Below are 2,426 nucleotides of genomic sequence, written 5' to 3' on the forward strand. Positions count from 1 at the left end.
CGCGAAGGCGGTGTATCAGTCGATACAGGTATTGATTGACACACCGCCTTCGCGAGCAAGCCCGCTCCCACAGAGTGATCTGTGCAGGCAATGAAAGTTGCGGTCAATCAATACAAATCCACCGGATCCACATCCAGCGACCAGCGCACCGCCCGACCGCTGGGCATCTGTTCCAGCACCAGCAGCCAGGCATTCAACAGGCGATGCAGCGGCGCCCGGGCATTGGCCTGTAATAACAGCTGCGCGCGATAGCGTCCGGCCCGCCGCTCCATCGGAGCCGGCACCGGGCCCAATAGTTCGATCCCGCTCAGGTTTTGCTCTGCCAGCAAGCGCTCGGCCTCACTGCAGGCTTCATCGAGGAAACTCTCGGCCTGTCCAGGCTTGTGGGCTTCGGCCCGCAGCAGCGCCAAGTGGGCAAAGGGCGGCAATCCGGCGCTGCGCCGTTCGCTCAAGGCCTGTTCGGCGAAGGCGAAATAGCCTTGCTCGGTCAGTTGGATCAACAGCGGGTGGTCCGCCAGGTGAGTCTGGATGATCACCTTGCCCGGCTCCTCGGCACGCCCGGCGCGGCCGGCGACCTGGACGATCAACTGCGCCATGCGCTCGCTGGCGCGGAAGTCGCCGGAGAACAGCCCGCCGTCGGCATCGAGGATCGACACCAGGGTCACCCGCGGGAAGTGATGGCCCTTGGCGAGCATCTGCGTGCCCACCAGGATGCACGGCTGGCCCTTCTGGATCGTGGCGAACAGCTGATTCATCGCGTCCTTGCGCGAGGTGCTGTCGCGATCCACCCGCAGCACCGGGTAGTCGGGGAACAGGATGCCCAGCCGTTCTTCGGCGCGTTCGGTGCCGGCACCGACCGGGCGCAGGTCGACTCTGCCGCACTGCGGACAGTGCCTCGGCACCCGCTCGCAGTGGCCGCAATGGTGGCAGCGCAGTTCGCCAGAGCGCTGGTGGACGGTCATTCGCGCGTCGCAGCGCTCGCAGCCGGACATCCAGCCGCAGTCATGGCACAGCAGCGTCGGCGCGAATCCGCGACGGTTGAGAAAGACCAATACCTGTTGCCCGGCGGCCAGGGTCTGGCCGATGGCTTGCTGCATGGGTCCGGAAATGCCGCTGTCCAGCGGACGGCTCTTCACATCCAGGCGCAGGAAGCGCGGTTGCTGGGCGCCGCCGGCCCGCTCGTTCAGGCGCAGCAGCCCGTAGCGACCGGTATAGGCGTTGTGCAGGCTTTCCAGGGACGGGGTCGCCGAACCGAGGACGATGGGAATGTTTTCCTGGCGGGCGCGCACCAGGGCCAGGTCACGAGCGTGGTAGCGCAAGCCCTCCTGCTGTTTATAGGAGCCGTCATGTTCTTCGTCGATGATGATCAGGCCGGGGTTCTTCATCGGCGTGAACAGGGCCGAACGGGTGCCGATGATGATGTCGGCCTCGCCGTCCCGGGCCGCGAGCCAGGCTTCCAGGCGCTCGCGGTCGTTGACCGCCGAGTGGATAAGGGCGATCCGGGCGTTGAAGCGCTGTTCGAAACGCGCCAGGGTCTGTGGCCCGAGGTTGATTTCCGGAATCAGCACCAGCGCCTGCTTGCCGGCTTCCAGGGTCTGGCGGATCAGTTGCAGATAGACTTCGGTCTTGCCGCTGCCGGTGACGCCCGCCAGCAGGAACGCGTGATAGCTGTCGAAGCCGGCGCGAATCGCTTCGCAGGCCGCTCGCTGTTCGGCATTGAGCGGCAGTTCCGGTTGGGCCAGCCAATGTTCGTGGCGGACGTCGGGGGCGTGCCGACGGACCTCGACCTGGACCAGGTCCTTGGCCAGCAACAGATCGAGGCTGTCCTTGCTGAGCATCAGCTTGCTCAGCAGTTGATGCGCCACGCCGTGGGGATGCTGCGCCAGGGTCGCCAGGGCCTCGCGCTGGCGTGGGGCGCGGGCGATGCGCGGGTCGTCCAGCGAGGCGCCCGGTGCCACGGACCAGAAGCGCTCCTGGCGCGCTTCGGCCGGTTCGCCCTGGCGCAACAGCACCGGCAATGCCCAGCTCAAGGTATCGCCGAGGCTGTGCTGGTAATACTGGGCGGTCCACAGGCACAGCTTGAACAGCGAGGCAGGCAGCGGCGGCGCGTCATCGAGCAGGGCCAGGGCCGGCTTGAGCTTGTCCGCCGGCACTTCGCTGTGGTCGGTAACCTCCACCAGGATCCCGATCATCTCCCGCCGGCCGAATGGCACTCGCAAGCGCATGCCCGGCTGCAACCGCGCACGCGGGACCCCGGCCGGGGCGCGATAGTCGAACAGGCGGCGCAGGGGCGAGGGTAAGGCGAGGCGCAGGATGGCGTCGGGCACGCGGGGGGATCTCTGTCAGCGGGCAAATTGGAACGGCTGGGCGCGATAAATGTGGGAGCGGGCTTGCTCGCGAAAGCGGTGTGTCGGTTGCCTATTAGG

1 protein-coding gene is annotated in these 2,426 nt (G+C 66.7%); it reads right to left on the reverse strand.

Annotation, left to right across the window (positions count from 1 at the left end):
* Positions 1-107: 107 nt before the first annotated feature.
* Positions 108-2,327, reverse strand: coding sequence for a primosomal protein N' (locus RGM2987_RS00260; protein WP_245138116.1), 2,220 nt, complete (start codon positions 2,325-2,327; stop codon positions 108-110).
* Positions 2,328-2,426: the final 99 nt, after the last annotated feature.

It is taken from the genome of Pseudomonas sp. RGM2987, from assembly GCF_022952855.1.
Lineage (GTDB): Bacteria > Pseudomonadota > Gammaproteobacteria > Pseudomonadales > Pseudomonadaceae > Aquipseudomonas.